Genomic DNA, 13988 nt, shown 5'->3' with positions numbered 1-13988 from the left:
TCAGCCCTGAATCGCAGCCCAGACGCGCGACGGCGACAGGGGCATGTCGATATGGGTGACGTTGGTCTTTCCGGCGCGCTGAAGCGCGTCGATCACGGCGTTGACGACAGCAGGGGGGGAACCGATCGCTCCGGCCTCGCCACAGCCCTTCACACCCAGCGGGTTATGCGTGCAGGGCGTGCAGCAGGAATGGTCGACGGTGTAGAACGGCACATCGTCGGCGCGCGGCATGGCATAATCCATGTAGCTGCCCGACAGAAGCTGGCCATTCTCATCATAGACCGCCCCTTCCAGAAGCGCCTGGCCGATGCCCTGGGCCAGACCGCCATGGACCTGCCCTTCGACGATCATCGGGTTGATGACATTGCCAAAGTCGTCGGCGGCGGCAAAGGCGCAGACAGTGACCTTGCCGGTGTCGGGATCGACCTCAACCTCGCAGGCATAGGCGCCCGAGGGGTAGGTGAAGTTCGACGGGTCGTAGAACGCCGTCTCCTCCAGCCCCGGCTCAAGTTCCGCCAGCGGATAGTTGTGCGGGACATAGGCCGCCAGACAGACAGAACCCCAGTCGACGGATTTGTCGGTGCCTGCGACGGTGAACTTGCCGTCCTTCAGCTCGATATCGCCGTCCGACGCCTCCAGGAGATGCGCCGCGATCTTCTTGGCCTTGGCGATGATCTTGTTCGTGGCCTTCACCATCGCCGACCCGCCAACCGCCAGCGAGCGGGAGCCATAGGTCCCCATCCCCATCGGCGTATTGGCGGTGTCGCCATGGACGATCTCGACCTGGCTTTCCGGTATGCCGATCATTTCGGAGATGACCTGCGGGAAGGCGGTTTCATGCCCCTGCCCGTGGGAATGGCTGCCGGTCATCACCACGATGCCGCCGGTCGCGTTCACCCGGACGGTCGCGCTTTCGTAAAGCCCCGCGCGGGCGCCAAGCTGGCCGACGAGGTTCGAGGGCGCGATGCCGCAGGCCTCGATATAGCAGTTGACGCCAAGCCCGCGCCACAGGCCCTTCTTCGCGCTGTCGGCCCGTCGCTTTTCGAACCCGGCCAGATCGGCGATCTTTTCCAGCACGTCCATCGTGGCCTGATAGTTGCCGGTGTCATAGGCCACGGCCACGGGCGTCTGATACGGAAACTCATCCGCGCCGACGAAGTTCTTGCGGCGCAGTTCGATCGGGTCGATCCCCATCTCGCGCGCGGCCTTGTCGATCACGCGCTCAAGCTGGAAGGTCGCCTCGGGCCGGCCCGCGCCGCGATAGGCATCGACCGGCACGGTGTTGGTAAAGACCGCCTTCACGTTCACATAGATATGCGGGGTCTTGTAGTTCCCCGCCATCAGCGTGCCATGCAGGTAGGTCGGCACCGAAGGCGCGAAGGTGGAGAGATAGGCGCCCATATTCGCATAGGTCTCGGTCCGAAGCGCCTGAAACATCCCGTCCTTGTCCAGCGCGAGTTCGATCTTTGTCACATGGTCGCGGCCATGGGCGTCGGTCAGGAACGCCTCGGACCGGGTGGAGGTCCACTTGACCGGCCGGTTGATCAGGCGCGAGGCATGGGTGACGAAGGCTTCCTCGATATAGTGGAAGATCTTCGAGCCAAAGCCGCCGCCGACATCCGGCGCCACCACGCGCAGCTTGTGTTCGGGGATCGACAGCACGAAGGCCCCCATCAGAAGCCGGATCACATGCGGGTTCTGGCTGGTGGTGTAAAGCGTGTAGTCGTCCATCGCGCGGTTGTAATGGCCCAGCGCCACGCGCGGCTCCATCGGGTTGGCGATCAGGCGGTTGTTGACCAGTTCCAGCGTCGTGACGTGATGGGCGGTCTCGAAGGCGGCGTCGGTCGCGGCCTTGTTGTCCTCGATGAACCCCCAGTCGTAGCAGAGGTTCGACCCAAGCTCATCATGGACCAGCGCGCCGCCCTTCACGGCCGCCTTCATGTCCATCACGGCAGGCAGTTCGTCGATATCGACCACCACCGCCTCGGCCGCGTCGCGGGCCTGTTCCAGCGTCTCGGCCACCACGCAGGCGATGGCGTCGCCGACATAGCGCACCTTGCCTTCCGCAAGGATCGGGTGCTTGGGTTCCAGCATCGGATTGCCCTGCCGGTCGTGGATCTGCCAGCCGCAGGGAACGCCGCCCTTGCCGTCGAAATCCGCAGCGGTAAAGACCTTGACCACACCGGGCATCTTTTCCGCGTCAGAGGTGTCGATCTTGGTGATCTTGCCGTGCGCCACCTCGCTGCGGACAAAGGCCGCATAGGTCTGGCCGGGGACGTTGATGTCGTCGGTATAGCGCCCCGCGCCGGTCAGGAAACGCACATCCTCGCGCCGCTTCGAACGGGCGCCAATTCCTTGATCCTTAGGCATGAACCCCTCCCCTCATTCCGCCGCGATCTGGCCAACGTCCTGACCGGACGCGGCAAGGACCGCCTTGACGATGTTGTGATAGCCGGTGCAGCGGCAGATATTGCCCTCAAGATGGTGGCGCACCTCGGCCTCGGTCGGCTTGGGGTTTTCCGCCAGAAGGGCGGCGGCGGACATCACCATGCCCGGCGTGCAGAAGCCGCATTGAAGACCGTGATGGTCCTGAAACGCCTGCTGGACGGTGCCGAGCGAGCCGTCGGGATTGGCCATCCCCTCGATCGTCGTCACCTTGGCGCCGTCGAGATCGGCGGCGAAGGCGGTGCAGCTTTTGATCGCCTGTCCGTTCACATGCACCACGCAGGCGCCGCATTGCGACGTGTCGCAGCCGACATGGGTGCCGGTCAGGCCCAGCCCCTCGCGCAGAAAGGTGGCCAGAAGCGTGCGCCCCTCCACCTCGCCGGAAACGGCCTTGCCGTTCACCGTCATCGAGACTTTCGTCATTGCTTGTCCTCCCTTGAAATCCCGGTTCAGCCGCCGAATGTGCGGCGGAACCATCCTTTTTTCTCACCCTCTTCCGCCTCACCGGCGTCATCCTCCGGCGCGGGCGGTTCAAGCGCGTTCTTGAAGTTCTCGAAGAACTGGTCGGCCATCTTCTTGGCAAAGCCGTCGATGATCCGGCTGCCAAGCTGCGCAAGCTTGCCGCCGACGCTGGCATCGACGGTATAGGTCAGCCGGGTGCCATCGCCTTCCGGTGCCATTTCGACCTTGGCGCCGCCCTTGGCGAAGCCTGCCGCGCCGCCCTTGCCTTCGCCCGTGATGGTCAGGCCCTGTTCGGGGACCATGTCGGAGAGCTGGACCGCGCCGGTGAACTTTGCCTTCACCGGGCCGACCTTCTGCACCACGACCGCCTCGAACCCCTCTTCGGGCGATCCGGTCATGCTTTCGCAGCCGGGGATGCAGGCCATAAGGACCTTCGGGTCAAGGATCGCGGCCCAGACGGTCGCGGGCGGCGCCGCGATGTCGCGGTGATCTGTCAGCTGCATGTGTCCTCCCTTGGTTGGCGAAAGTGTAGGGGCGGCTTTCGGCAGGCGCTATCTGACCTTGGTCGTAGGTGGCGCGCCTCCCGTCTGCTACTTTCCGCCAACTGCCCGCCACCGGGGGCTGTGTTAGGCTGACCATATCGCATAGACTGGTCCGATCATGGTTGCCCCCGCCTTTCCCGCCTTCGCCAAAGCGCTCGTCATCGACGATCATCCGCTATTCTGTGACGCCCTGTCCATGACCTTGCGCGCCTTTGTCGGCGTGGCCGAGGTCGAAAGCGCCGACCGGCTTGACGCCGCGCTGGAGCGGATCGACGCGGGCGCGCGGCCGGATGTGATCCTTCTTGACCTCAACCTGCCCGACGTGGACGGGATCGAGGGGCTGGTGCAGCTGCGTCAGGCGGCGCGGGGTGTGCCGGTTCTGGTCGTCTCCTCGCTCGCCGATGCGCGGGTCATCAGCGCGGCCTTGCGCGCGGGGGCTGCGGGCTTCATCCCCAAGCATTCCCCGCGCGAGGTCTTTCGCGCCGCCTTCGAAGCCGTCGCCGCGGGCCGCCGCTTCACCCCCGAAAACTACGAGGCCCCCGATGAGGGTGGCCCGGCCACGCCGCATGAGGACGCCGCCGCCCGTCTGGCGCTTCTGACCCGGCAGCAGGCGCGCATCCTGCAACTGATCTGCGAGGGGCGGCTGAACAAGCAGATCGCCTATGACCTCTCCATCGCCGAGACGACGGTGAAGGCGCATGTGACGGCGATCATGCGCAAGCTCGGTGTGCAAAGCCGGACCCAGGCGGTGCTGCTGGCCAAGCAGGCAAGCTTTGCCAGCCTCTTGCCAGAGAACACGAACCCCGCCTAACCTCACGCGCCTTGGGGGAGGAGAGGAATGGACGCGGAAGCCGGACAAGGTCCCGACCTGATCGCCCGCGCCCATGCCGAGGCGTCGGACCCGGCCGCCTTCGACCGTCTGGCGCGTGCGCTTGGCCCCGGCCCCTTAGCGTTGGTGGTGCTGTTCCTGTCGCCCGAGGCGGTGGCGGGCGACCTGCCCGCCCGGATCGCCGCCGCCTTCGGCGACACGCCCGTGACCGGCTGCACCACGGCGGGCGAGATCGGCCCCGGCGGATATTCGGAAGGCGGCATCGTCGCCATCGGCCTGCCCGCCGCCGATTTCGCCGCCGAAACGCTTCTGGTCGCCGATCTTCAGGCCATCGACGCGCAGGCCCTGATCGGCGATCTGATCCGCGCCCGCCACCGCCTGACTGCCGCCCACCCCGGCTGGGACTACGAATTCGCCTTTCTGATGGTCGACGGCCTGTCGGTGAAAGAGGATGAACTGGCCGCCGCCGTGGCGACCGGGCTGGGGCCGGTGCCACTTTTCGGCGGCTCGGCCGGGGACGGGACGCGCTTTGGCGCGACCCATGTGCTGCATCACGGGCGGCTGGCGCAAAACACCGCGACGCTTGCCCTGATCCGCACCCGCTGCCCGGTGCGGGTCTTCAGCCTTGACCACCTTCTGCCCTCCGACCGGCGCATGGTGGTGACAAAGGCCGACCCCGCCCGCCGTCTGGTCCGCCAGATCAACGCCGAACCGGCGGCGCAGGAATATGCCCGCATCCTTGGCAAGGACCCAGGGCAACTGACCACCTTCACCTTCGCCGCCCACCCGCTTGTCGTCAGGATCGGCGGGCGCCACCATGTCCGCGCGATCCAGCGCGTCGCGCCGAACGGCGATCTGGTCTTCTTCTCCGCCATCGACGAGGGGCTGGTCCTGACGCTGGCCGAGGCGCAGGACATGGCCGCGCATCTGGAGGGTGAACTGACCGCGCTGGCCCGCGACACCGCGCCCGCCGCCATCCTTGCCTGCGACTGCGTGCTGCGCCGGATCGAGGCGCAGGAAAAGCAGCTCTTCGGCAAGATCTCGGACATTCTCGGCCGCCACCGCGTCACCGGCTTTTCGACCTATGGCGAACAGCATGGCGCGGTGCATGTGAACCAGACCATGACCGGCGTCGCGATCTATCCGCCGAAAGGGGGGTGACGGCCAGTGTCCCACCCCCTCATCAACCCCGCCGACCCGCCCGAACGCCGCCAGGCCAAGCTTCTGACCATTGTCGAGGCGCTGATGAAACGGGTGGAGGAGGCGACCGACGACAGCGGCGCGGCCTATGCGCAGTTCCAGCGCGCCGTGCTGCTGGAGGATCAGGTGCGCGACCGCACTCGCGATCTGGAACGCGCGCTGGACCTGCTGAACGACTCCAACGCCCGGCTCGAACGCGCCATGGGCGAGGCTGAGGCCGCCCGGCGCTACCTTGCCGACGCGATCGAGACCATTGAGGAAGGGTTTGGCCTGTTCGGCCCGGACGACGTGCTGGTCCTGTGCAATTCGCGGTTCGGGATGCATATGCCCGACACGCATGACGATCTGGTTCCCGGCCTGACATTCGAGGGTTATGTCGACCGCGTCAGCCGTTCCGGACACCTCGTCCTGCCGCGCGGGGACAGCCGCGAGGATTGGGTCGCCCGGCGCCTGCGCCGCCATGCCGACCGCCATGTGATGTTCAATGCCGAGATGATCTGGGACCGCTGGGTGCAGGTTTCGGAACACCGCACGGCGGATGGCGGAACGGTGGTGCTGCAAACCGACCTGACCGACGTGATGCGGCTGGAACGCGAGGAACGCGGGCGGCTTCTGGACGATCAGGCGCGGCTGGTGCGCGCGACGCTGGATCATATCAGCCAGGGGGTCTGCATCTTTGATGCCGAAGGGCGGATGCTGGGCTGGAACCGCCGTCTGGCGGAACTTCTGTCGATCCCGGTCGCGGGGGCGCGGCGCGGGGCGGCCTTCGCCTCGCTTCTGTCGCTGCTGAAGGGCCGCGTCCATCTTGGCCAGAAGATGAGCTTTGCGAGGCTCGCCGACTGGGGCTCCGGCACCGGCCCCCGCCCGCCCCTGACCTTCGACATGCGCGCGGGCGCCGACACGATCCTGACCGTCTCGGCCGAGGAAATGCCCGATGGCGGCTTCGTGATGAGCTTTACCGACGTCACCGCCGAACGCGCCGCGATCCGCGCCATGGAACGCGCGAACGAAACGCTTGAGAGGCGGGTTCTGGAACGCACGCTTGAGCTTGAGGACGCATTGGCCCAGGCCGAACGCGCCAGCGCCGCGCGGTCCCGTTTCGTCGCGGCGGCGAGCCACGACCTCTTGCAGCCGCTGTCGGCCGCCAAGCTGTTCCTCGCCTCACTGTCGGATAACGGTCTGGGGCAGGACGCGGAAGCGACGCTGACCAAGGCGCAGAACGCCCTTGTCAGCGTCGAGGGCATCCTTGGCGATCTTCTCGACATCTCGAAGCTTGAGGCGGGCAAGGCCGCGCTGACCCCCGGCACCGTGCGCCTTGGCCACCTTCTGCGCCAGTTGCACGACGAATTCGCCCCGGTCGCCGCGCTGAAGGGCCTGCGGCTGACGGTGGTGCCGACGCGGGCCCTGGTGCAGTCCGACGCGACCTACCTGCGCCGCATCCTGCAAAACCTGATCGGCAACGCGATCCGCTATACCGAGAGCGGCCGGGTTCTGGTCGGTGTGCGTCCCGGCCGCGCGCGGCTGCGCGTCGCGGTGATCGACACCGGCCCCGGCATCCCGGAAGAGGAACAGGACAACGTCTTTCGAGAGTTCCACCGCCTGAACGCCCGCGCCTCGGCCGCCGAGGGGATGGGGCTGGGCCTGGCCATCGTGGACCGCGCCTGCGCGCTTCTGGGCCATCCGCTTGTCCTGACCTCCGAGCCGGGGAAAGGCACCGCCTTTACCCTGACCCTGCCGGTCGCGAAGGGCTGATCACGCCTCGCGCGCGACCTTGCGGTTGTGCAGGATGGAGGACACGAAGGCAATCAGGATGAAGGCAGAGCCAAGAACGCCGGTCACCACCTCGGGGATATGCCACAGGGTCTGGCCGAACATGATGACCGACAGGATCAGGATCGAATAGAACGCCCCGTGTTCCAGATAGCGGAACTCTGCCAGCGTCTGCTTTTCCACCAGCATGATGGTCATGGACCGGACATACATCGCCCCGATGCCCAGCCCGATGGCGATGAGGAACAGGTTATGGGTCAGCGCGAAGGCCCCGATCACACCATCGAAGCTGAACGAGGCGTCCAGCACCTCAAGATAAAGAAACGCGCCCAGACCGCCCTTCGCCGCCGCCCCCAGCGCCGCCTGCCGCTGGTCGAGCACATGGCCCAGCGCCTCGACCAGAAGAAACGTCAGGACACCGCCGACGGCCGCGAACAGGAATTCGTCCGACGCATGTTCAGGGATCAGCGTGGCAAAGATGAAGACGACGCCAAGGACCAGCGCGATCTCAAGCCCGCGGACCGAGGCGCAGCGGCGAAGCTGGCATTCCACGGCGCGGATCCAGTCGACCTCTTTGCCCTCGTCGATGAAATAGGTCAGCGCCACCATCATCAGGAAGGTGCCGCCGAAGGCCGCGATGGACAGATGCGCGCCGCCGACGATGCGGGCATATTCGTCAGGCCGCGCGGCGGCAAGGTTCAGCGCCTCGAACGGGCCGATCCCGGCGGCGATGACGACGATCAGCAGCGGGAAGAGGATGCGCATCCCGAAGACCGCGATCAGGATGCCCCAGGTCAGGAAGCGTTTCTGCCATTCCGGCGTCATCTCCTTCAGCTTGTTGGCATTCACGATGGCATTGTCGAAGGAGAGGGAGATTTCCAGAACCGCAAGGATGGCGCCGATCAGGAAGAAGGAGAGCGCCCCGCCCATGGTGCCGGAATATTGCCAGCCAAGGGCAAAGGCCGCGACCAGCCCCAGCGCCGTGACCAGAAAGGCCCAGCGGAAATAGTGCATCGCGGTGGACATCCTGCGCGGTCTCCGTCTTTCCCCCCGGCGCCCTGCGCCCGCGGACGGGCCATGGCGGGCGGACTCTGCCCCGGTGTTTCGCAGATAGGCGAGGCGCCCCTTCAGCGCAAGGGCGACGCCGCGCGCGGCACGGCAAGGACCACGAATACCGCCCCCTGCCCGCAGAATTCCCCGCCAATACCCCGTCCCTGCCGCAATCCCGCCCGTTTTTCCCGGCAGGTTCGGACCTGCAAAAGGGGGACCTAGCCATGACGATCCTGTCCATGATCTCGTTCGACGAAATCGCCGCCAGCCTGATGCTGTGCCTCGTCGCGCGCGAGCTGATGATCCTTGGCCTCCCCGATCAGATCGCTGGCCCCGGCGGCTGGCTGATCGACACCGGCGAAGAAGAAGCCTGAGCCGGTCTGCCCCCTGACCCTGTCGCAATTGCGGTTTCCCTTGCGGGCCGAAAGCGCCATATACGGGGGGAAATGACGCATGCGAACACCGACCCCGAGATCCTGACCGGCACCTGGACGCCCGGCACCGATGGCCCGCGCGCCCTGCGCATGGCCCTTGGCCGCTATGCGACCGGGGTGACGGTCGTCACCACCATGGGTCCCGACGGGCCGGTGGGGATGACGGCGAACAGCTTCACCTCGGTCTCGCTCGACCCGCCCTTGATCCTGTGGTGTCCCTCGCGCGCCTCGGCCCGTTTCGCGGCCTTCGAGGGGGCGGCGCATTACGCGGTGCATGTGCTGGCCTCGGACCAGCTTGCGCTTTGCCGCCACTTTTCGCGCCACGGGACAGAGTTCGCGGGCCTCGACCTCTCTGAGACGCCCGAGGGGTTGCCCGCGCTATCGGGCTGCGTCGCGCGTTTCGACTGCCGGGCCGAGGCCTGCCATGACGGGGGCGACCACGCGATCCTTGTCGGGCGGGTCCTGCGCGCGGCCTTTCACCCCGGCGATCCGCTTCTGTTCTGGAACGGGCGCTACGGCGATTTCCTGCATCACGGATAGGCAGCGGATTAACCTGTGACATCCTTGCACTGGTTTTCGCCGGGCAAACCGCCTATATTCTGCCCGTTGAAACGTGGTGTACACGATGTTGATGAGCCTTTCGAAGACCGAAGCCAAGCGTGACGACGCGCCCCTTTGCGCCCCCGTCGATCCGGCCGACATGATGTCGCGGGCCGAGGATGCTGCGAATTTCCTCAAGGCGCTGTCGCATGAGGGGCGGCTGATGATCCTGTGCCACCTCTCCACCGGCGAAAAGTCGGTGACGGAGCTGGAACAGCTTCTGTCCTCGCGTCAGGCCGCCGTCAGCCAGCAGCTTGGCCGGTTGCGTCTGGAAGGGCTGGTCTCCGCGCGTCGTGAGGGCAAGGCGATCTTCTATTCGCTGAGCGAACCGCGCGTCGAACGCATGATCGGCCTGCTTTACGAGATGTTCTGCGAGACGGAGTAAGCCCCGCCGCAAGGCAGGGCTTCGCCCCCTACCCTTTCCCGGTATAGTCCCGCAACGCGGCCTCGGCCCCGGCGGACCATATTTGCGTCAGCCAGTCCGCGAAGGCCCCGGCAAAGCGCGGTTCCCCCGCCAGATCGCCATAGATCTCGCGCTGTTCCAGCCAGGCCGCCGGGCGGTCCTTTGCGGCGCGCGCGACCGCCTGCCGCCTGTCCCAGAAGGGATCGTTCGGGGCGATCACGCTGCCATCCTCGCGCGTTCCTTCGCACATCCGCGCCCAAAGCGCCTCGACCAGCGCAAGGCCTTCGACCGGCCCGCCGGAGGCAAGGCCGTCGCGCAGGATCGGCAGCACGAAACCGGGATGGCGGGAGGAGCCGTCAAAGGCCACGCGGCGGGTGGTATCGACGATGGCGGGGTTGGAAAAGCGCCGCTCGATCAGGGCGACATAGGCGGCGGGTTCCATCCCCGGCACGGGCCGGACATGGGGGGCGATTTCCTCGGCCTCGACCTTGCGGAAAAGCGCGCCGATCAGCGGGTGTTCCATGCAGCCGGAAATCGTCTCAACCGACAGAACCTCGCCGGGGTTGGCGATGACCTGATGCCCGGCGTTGAGGATGCGGATCTTCATCGCCTCATAGTCATGGACATCCGCGGTGAAGGTCGCGCCGACCCTGTCCCAATCGGGCCGCCCGGCGCAGAAATCGTCCTCGATCACCCATTGGCGGAAATTCTCATGCGTCACCGGGACCTGATCGGCGATGCCGAAGCCCTGCGCCAGCGCCAGTTCGGCCGGGCCAGTGGCGGGGACGATGCAATCGACCATGGAATTCGGAAACGCGCTGTGGGCCGCGATCCAGTCGGCAAGGCCGGGATCCGAGAGGCGGGCGAGGCCAAGGATCGTCTGCTTCAACACCCGGCCATTGCCCTGGAGGTTGTCGCAGCTTTGGCAGGTGAAGGCGCCCTGCCCGGCATCGCGGCGCAGCCTTAGCGCGGCGATCATGGCGCCGAAGGCGGTGCGCGGCGTCGCGGGGTTTACCGCGTCATGGGCGATGTCGGGATGGGCAGCGTCGAAGCTGCCATTGGCCGGGTCGATGTAATAGCCGCCCTCGGTCACGGTCAGCGACACGATGCGGATCGCCGGATCGGCCATCTGGCGGATCAGCGCGGCGTTGCCCTCCTCAACCGGGACATAGCCGATCATCGCGCCTGTCACCTCGGCCGACTTGCCCGAAGGGTCCAGTTCAATCAGCGTCGTCAAGCAATCCTGCGCCAGCATCTTTTCGCGCTGCACCGCATCGGCGGGGCGCACGCCCGCGCCGATGATCGCCCAGTCGAGGTTTCGCCCCTCATCGAACAGCCGGTGCAGATACCACGCCTGATGGGCGCGGTGAAAGTTCCCCAGCCCGATATGCACGATCCCCGGCGTCAGGCGCGCGCGGTCATAGCGCGGGCCGCGAACGCCTTCGGGCAGGTCCTTCAGCGTGGCATTAGACAGTTTCATTCCGCCCCCCATCACGCGATCCTGAGCCCCTTGTCGTCGAAGCGGTGCAGCTTGTCCGCCTCGGGGGTCAGCCAGACGGTGTCGCCGTGATGCACGTCGACGTCGCCGCCCGAGCGCACCGTCATCAGGCCCAGATCGGTTTCCACATGCAGGAAGGTGTCGGAGCCCAGATGTTCGCTGACCGTGACGGTGCCTTTCCAGGCGCCGCTGTCCTTGCTGATCGTCACATGTTCGGGCCGGATGCCGATGGTCTTTGCATCCTGCTTCGCGGCCTCGGCCCCTTCGATGAAGTTCATCTTCGGACTGCCGATGAAGCCCGCGACGAAGATGTTGCGCGGGCGGTGGTACAGTTCCAGCGGGCTGCCCACCTGTTCGACCACGCCCGCCTGCAAGACCACGATCTTGTCGGCCATGGTCATCGCCTCGACCTGATCATGGGTGACGTAGATCATCGTCGTTTTCAGGTTCTGATGCAGTTCGGTGATCTCAAGGCGCATGTTCACGCGCAGCGCCGCGTCAAGGTTCGACAACGGTTCGTCAAAGAGAAACGCCGACGGGCTGCGCACGATGGCCCGGCCGATGGCGACGCGCTGGCGCTGGCCGCCGGAAAGCTGCCCCGGCCGCCGGTCGAGGTAGTTCGACAGGTTCAGCACGCGGGCCGCGTAATCGACCTTTTCCTCGATCTCCGCCTGCGGCACGCCCGCCATCTTCAACGGGAAGGCGATGTTCTTCCTGACCGTCATGTGCGGGTAAAGCGCGTAGGACTGAAACACCATCGCCAGCCCGCGCTTGGCGGGCGCAAGCTGTGTCGCATCCGCCCCGTCGATGAAGATCTTGCCCGAGGTGGTATCCTCCAGCCCCGCGATCAGGCGCAGAAGCGTGGATTTGCCGCAGCCCGAAGGGCCGACGAAGACCACGAATTCCCCGTCCTCGACCTCAAGATCCAGGGGCGGGATGACGCTGACATCGCCGAAGCGCTTTTCGACTTTCTGAAGGCTGATCTTGCCCATTCTCGTCCCCCTTATTTCACCGCGCCGAAGGTCAGGCCGCGCACAAGTTGCTTCTGGCTGAACCAGCCAAGGATCAGGATCGGCAGGAAGGCCATGACCGAGGCCGCCGAGAGTTTCGCGTAGAAAAGGCCCTGCGGGCTGGAAAACCCGGCGATGAACTTCGTCAGGGGGGCCGCGTTGAACGCCGTCAGGTTCAGCGTCCAGAAGCTTTCGTTCCAGGCCAGGATGACGTTCAGCAGGAGCGTCGAGGCGATCCCCGGCACCGCCATCGGCGTCAGGACATAGACGATCTCGTTGAAGAGCGTCGCGCCGTCCATCCGCGCGGCCTCAAGAATATCGACCGGGATTTCGCGGAAATAGGTGTAGAGCATCCAGATGATGATCGGCAGGTTCATCAGCATCAGGACCACGGTCAGCAGGATCTGCGTGTCCAGCATCTTGAAATAGACCGCGATCAGGTAGATCGGCACCAGCACGCCCGCCGCGGGCATCATCTTGGTCGAGAGCATCCACATGAGCAGGTCCTTGGTGCGCGGCCCGTGGACGAAGGCCATCGCCCAGGCCGCCGGGATCGCGATGATCATGCCAAGGATGGTCGATCCAAAGGCGATCACGACGGAATTCCAGAAGAACTGGCCATAGCCGCGTTGCTGGATGACGGTCCGGTAATTGTCGAAGGACCAGTCGAAGTTCAGGAAGACCGGCGGCGAGGCGACCGCGACCGGCTCGGGCTTGAAGCTGGTCAGGATCGTCCAGAGGATCGGGAAGAAGATGATCAGCGCCACGATCCATGCGGCGGCGGTGTTGACGGTCTTGCGGGCGGGGGTGACGGCGCGGGCCATGTCTTTCTCTCCCTCAGTCCAGGTTCTTGCCGATCGCCTTCATCAGGAAGATGGCGACGATGTTTGCGAGGATGACGGCGACGATGCCCCCGGCGGCGGCGGTGCCGACGTCGAAGTCCAGAAGCGCCTTCTTGAAGATCAGGAACGGCAGCGTGGTCGAGGCCGTGCCGGGACCGCCCGAGGTGGTCACGAGGATCTCGCCGAAGATGCCCAGAAGGAAGATCGTCTGGATCAGCACGACGACGGTGATCGCCCGGCTCATATGCGGCAGCACGATGTAGAAGAAGCGCTTCAGGGGCGGCGCGCCGTCCATTTCGGCCGCCTCAAGCTGTTCCCCGTCCAGCGATTGCAGCGCGGTCAGCAGGATCAGCGTGGCGAAGGGCAGCCATTCCCAGGCGACGATGGTGACGATGGAGGCCAGGGGCGCCTGCCCGAGGAAATCGTAGGGCGGCATCCCGAGATACTTGAACAGCTCCCCAAAGAGGCCATTCGACGGGTTGAAAAACATGTTCTTCCACACCAGCGCCGAAACCGGCGGCATGATGAAGAAGGGCGAAATCACAAGGATCCGCACCGGCCCCTGCCCCCAGATCGGCTGGTCGATCAGCAGCGCGATCAGGATGCCAAGGATGACGGTCAGCAGCAGCACGCCCAGCACAAGGATCAGCGTGTTCACCAGCGCACCGCCGAAATCGGGCGAGAAGACGAAATTGGAATAGTTGCTCCACCCCGCCCAGCCCGCGCGATCGGGGTTCAGCAGGCGGTAGCGGCGGAAGGAATAGTAGATGACCATTCCCAGCGGCACCGCCATCCACAAAAACAGGAGGATGACGGAAGGAGAGATCATCAGGCGCGCGGCGGACCGGGAAGCTTGCGTGGCCATGGGACGCTCCTTGGACAAGGGTGGGCCGGAACGGCCGC

Annotated in this window: 14 protein-coding genes; 6 read left to right on the top strand and 8 right to left on the bottom strand. The window is 65.7% G+C overall.

Going from position 1 to position 13988, the window contains the following annotated elements; all coding sequences use genetic code 11:
• Genes LX70_RS07800 through LX70_RS07790 form a run of 3 tightly spaced genes read right to left on the bottom strand, consistent with a single transcriptional unit; the run spans position 1 to position 3410 of the window.
• Complete coding sequence (locus tag LX70_RS07800) at positions 1-2370, bottom strand: xanthine dehydrogenase family protein molybdopterin-binding subunit (protein ID WP_105513984.1); 2370 nt, start codon at positions 2368-2370, stop codon at positions 1-3.
• Between the two features lie 12 nt (positions 2371-2382).
• Complete coding sequence (locus tag LX70_RS07795; protein WP_105513983.1) at positions 2383-2868, bottom strand: (2Fe-2S)-binding protein; 486 nt, start codon at positions 2866-2868, stop codon at positions 2383-2385.
• Between the two features lie 26 nt (positions 2869-2894).
• Positions 2895-3410, bottom strand: a complete 516-nt coding sequence (locus LX70_RS07790; protein WP_105513982.1) for an SRPBCC family protein — start codon at positions 3408-3410, stop codon at positions 2895-2897.
• A gap of 157 nt (positions 3411-3567) precedes the next feature.
• On the opposite strand from LX70_RS07790, the gene LX70_RS07785 reads away from it, so the two are divergent.
• The 3 genes from LX70_RS07785 to LX70_RS07775 are packed head-to-tail and all read left to right on the top strand — an operon-like array spanning position 3568 to position 7230.
• The gene (locus LX70_RS07785; protein WP_105513981.1) at positions 3568-4260 is read left to right on the top strand and encodes a response regulator transcription factor; all 693 of its coding nucleotides are present in this window, start codon (positions 3568-3570) and stop codon (positions 4258-4260) included.
• Between the two features lie 27 nt (positions 4261-4287).
• Entirely contained in the window at positions 4288-5439 is a 1152-nt protein-coding gene (locus LX70_RS07780) for an FIST N-terminal domain-containing protein (protein ID WP_105513980.1), read from the top strand.
• Positions 5440-5445: 6 nt separating this feature from the next.
• Positions 5446-7230, top strand: a complete 1785-nt coding sequence (locus tag LX70_RS07775) for a sensor histidine kinase (RefSeq protein WP_105513979.1) — start codon at positions 5446-5448, stop codon at positions 7228-7230.
• Here the strand turns inward: LX70_RS07775 and LX70_RS07770 are convergent, their stop codons facing one another.
• A complete protein-coding gene (locus LX70_RS07770) occupies positions 7231-8274 on the bottom strand; it encodes a DUF475 domain-containing protein (protein WP_211301681.1) in 1044 nt (347 codons plus the stop codon). It abuts the gene before it with no gap.
• 248 nt (positions 8275-8522) lie between these two features.
• Between LX70_RS07770 and LX70_RS20700 the strand changes: the two genes are divergently transcribed.
• The 3 genes from LX70_RS20700 (at position 8523) to LX70_RS07760 (ending at position 9717) form a co-directional block, all read left to right on the top strand.
• Positions 8523-8672: a hypothetical protein gene (locus tag LX70_RS20700; RefSeq protein WP_170076147.1), complete on the top strand. Its 150-nt coding sequence runs from the start codon at positions 8523-8525 to the stop codon at positions 8670-8672.
• A 72-nt stretch (positions 8673-8744) separates the two neighbouring features.
• Positions 8745-9272, top strand: coding sequence for a flavin reductase FerA (gene ferA / locus LX70_RS07765; RefSeq protein ID WP_105513977.1), 528 nt, complete (start codon positions 8745-8747; stop codon positions 9270-9272).
• A 91-nt stretch (positions 9273-9363) separates the two neighbouring features.
• Positions 9364-9717 carry an ArsR/SmtB family transcription factor gene (locus LX70_RS07760; RefSeq protein ID WP_245884985.1) on the top strand — a complete coding sequence of 118 codons (354 nt, stop codon included), beginning with the start codon at positions 9364-9366 and terminating at the stop codon, positions 9715-9717.
• Positions 9718-9745: 28 nt separating this feature from the next.
• On the opposite strand, the gene LX70_RS07755 is transcribed toward LX70_RS07760, so the two are convergent.
• Genes LX70_RS07755 through LX70_RS07740 form a run of 4 tightly spaced genes read right to left on the bottom strand, consistent with a single transcriptional unit; the run spans position 9746 to position 13950 of the window.
• Positions 9746-11215 carry a mannitol dehydrogenase family protein gene (locus tag LX70_RS07755; RefSeq protein ID WP_245884983.1) on the bottom strand — a complete coding sequence of 490 codons (1470 nt, stop codon included), beginning with the start codon at positions 11213-11215 and terminating at the stop codon, positions 9746-9748.
• 11 nt (positions 11216-11226) lie between these two features.
• The gene (locus LX70_RS07750; RefSeq protein WP_105513974.1) at positions 11227-12225 is read right to left on the bottom strand and encodes an ABC transporter ATP-binding protein; all 999 of its coding nucleotides are present in this window, start codon (positions 12223-12225) and stop codon (positions 11227-11229) included.
• 11 nt (positions 12226-12236) lie between these two features.
• Positions 12237-13067 carry a carbohydrate ABC transporter permease gene (locus LX70_RS07745; RefSeq protein WP_105513973.1) on the bottom strand — a complete coding sequence of 277 codons (831 nt, stop codon included), beginning with the start codon at positions 13065-13067 and terminating at the stop codon, positions 12237-12239.
• A gap of 13 nt (positions 13068-13080) precedes the next feature.
• Positions 13081-13950 carry a carbohydrate ABC transporter permease gene (locus tag LX70_RS07740; RefSeq protein WP_105513972.1) on the bottom strand — a complete coding sequence of 290 codons (870 nt, stop codon included), beginning with the start codon at positions 13948-13950 and terminating at the stop codon, positions 13081-13083.
• Positions 13951-13988: the final 38 nt, after the last annotated feature.

Origin of the sequence: Albidovulum denitrificans (assembly GCF_002973535.1) — a bacterium.
In the GTDB taxonomy this organism is placed as follows: domain Bacteria; phylum Pseudomonadota; class Alphaproteobacteria; order Rhodobacterales; family Rhodobacteraceae; genus Albidovulum; species Albidovulum denitrificans.
Note: the sequence above shows the minus strand (reverse complement) of the source record. Positions and strands in the feature narration are given on the sequence as shown.

Bases quoted from the DNA above. Each gene is read 5' to 3' on its own strand.
- LX70_RS07745 (WP_105513973.1), bottom strand. From the start codon at position 13,067: ATGGCCCGCGCCGTCACCCCCGCCCGCAAGACCGTCAACACCGCCGCC.
- LX70_RS07750 (WP_105513974.1), bottom strand. From the start codon at position 12,225: ATGGGCAAGATCAGCCTTCAGAAAGTCGAAAAGCGCTTCGGCGATGTC.
- LX70_RS07790 (WP_105513982.1), bottom strand. From the start codon at position 3,410: ATGCAGCTGACAGATCACCGCGACATCGCGGCGCCGCCCGCGACCGTC.
- LX70_RS07770 (WP_211301681.1), bottom strand. From the start codon at position 8,274: ATGTCCACCGCGATGCACTATTTCCGCTGGGCCTTTCTGGTCACGGCG.
- ferA (WP_105513977.1), top strand. From the start codon at position 8,745: ATGACGCATGCGAACACCGACCCCGAGATCCTGACCGGCACCTGGACG.
- LX70_RS07800 (WP_105513984.1), bottom strand. From the start codon at position 2,370: ATGCCTAAGGATCAAGGAATTGGCGCCCGTTCGAAGCGGCGCGAGGAT.
- LX70_RS07755 (WP_245884983.1), bottom strand. From the start codon at position 11,215: ATGAAACTGTCTAATGCCACGCTGAAGGACCTGCCCGAAGGCGTTCGC.
- LX70_RS07785 (WP_105513981.1), top strand. From the start codon at position 3,568: ATGGTTGCCCCCGCCTTTCCCGCCTTCGCCAAAGCGCTCGTCATCGAC.
- LX70_RS07760 (WP_245884985.1), top strand. From the start codon at position 9,364: ATGAGCCTTTCGAAGACCGAAGCCAAGCGTGACGACGCGCCCCTTTGC.
- LX70_RS07740 (WP_105513972.1), bottom strand. From the start codon at position 13,950: ATGGCCACGCAAGCTTCCCGGTCCGCCGCGCGCCTGATGATCTCTCCT.
- LX70_RS07795 (WP_105513983.1), bottom strand. From the start codon at position 2,868: ATGACGAAAGTCTCGATGACGGTGAACGGCAAGGCCGTTTCCGGCGAG.
- LX70_RS20700 (WP_170076147.1), top strand. From the start codon at position 8,523: ATGACGATCCTGTCCATGATCTCGTTCGACGAAATCGCCGCCAGCCTG.
- LX70_RS07780 (WP_105513980.1), top strand. From the start codon at position 4,288: ATGGACGCGGAAGCCGGACAAGGTCCCGACCTGATCGCCCGCGCCCAT.